Consider the following 1047-nt stretch of genomic DNA (forward strand, 5'->3'; position numbering starts at 1 on the left):
TCCCACTCCCCGTACCGTCGACCTGCCCACCTACGCCTTCCAACACCAGAGCTACTGGATCGACGGACTCAGCGGCCGGGGTGCCGACCCCACCGATCTCGGGCTGGTCGCTGCGGACCATCCGCTGCTGGGCGCCGCCGTCGAACTCGCCGACGGGAGTGGCCATCTGCTGACCGGCCGGATTTCGGCGCGTACGCGGACGTGGCTCGGTGAGCATGTGGTCGCGGACGCGGTGCTGGTCCCGGGGGCCGCACTGGCCGAGTGGGCCTTGCGGGCGGCCGACGAGGTCGGCTGCGGCGGCATCGAGGAACTGGCGCTGCGGACACCTCTGGTCCTGCCGCCGTCGGGCGGGCTGCGGACGCAGGTCGTGGTGGGCGGGGCCGCCGGGGACGGGCGTCGCGAGGTGCGGGTGTACTCCCGCCCTGCCGCCGAGGAGGGCTCCGCCGCCGAGGGGAATTCCGTCCCCGAGGGGGACTCCGCCACGGAGTGGGTGTGCCATGCGGAGGGCGTGCTGAGCCCGGCCGCGGACCGTTCCGACGAGGCATGGGGACTCGGCGGGACGTGGCCTCCGGCCGGTGCGACACCGCTCGGCGTCGAGGGGTTCTACGACCGGGCCGCGGCCTCCGGGTATGCCTACGGGCCGTCGTTCCAGGGGCTGCGGGCCGTATGGCGGGACGGGGCGGATGTGTACGCCGAGGTGGTTCTGCCCGAGGCCGCCGGAGAGCAGACCGGATTCGGTATCCATCCGGCACTGCTGGACGCGGCACTGCACCCCGCACTGCTGATCGGCCACCTCGACACGGACGGCACCGGAACCGGCCCCGAACCCACCGACGGCCGGGTGTGGCTGCCGTTCGCCTGGAACGGTGTGACCTTGTGGGCCGCCGGGGCGACCACGGTCCGGATTCGGCTCTCTGCCCACCAGGAGAGCGCCGAGGGCGAACGCGCGCTGCGGCTGACGGTGGCGGACCCCGTCGGCGCCCCCGTGCTGACCGTCGACTCCGTGGTGATGCGGCCCGCCGGCGTCGATCAGCTGCGGGCGGCGGT

The 1047-nt window shown here is 74.1% G+C and carries 1 protein-coding gene; it reads left to right on the plus strand.

What is annotated here, in order from left to right:
- Window positions 1–1047 (plus strand): polyketide synthase dehydratase domain-containing protein (locus tag AXW62_RS39610; RefSeq protein ID WP_174556491.1); only part of this gene is annotated, 1047 nt, incomplete at both ends.

Source organism: Streptomyces hygroscopicus subsp. hygroscopicus (assembly GCF_001553455.1).
In the GTDB taxonomy this organism is placed as follows: Bacteria; Actinomycetota; Actinomycetes; order Streptomycetales; family Streptomycetaceae; genus Streptomyces; species Streptomyces hygroscopicus.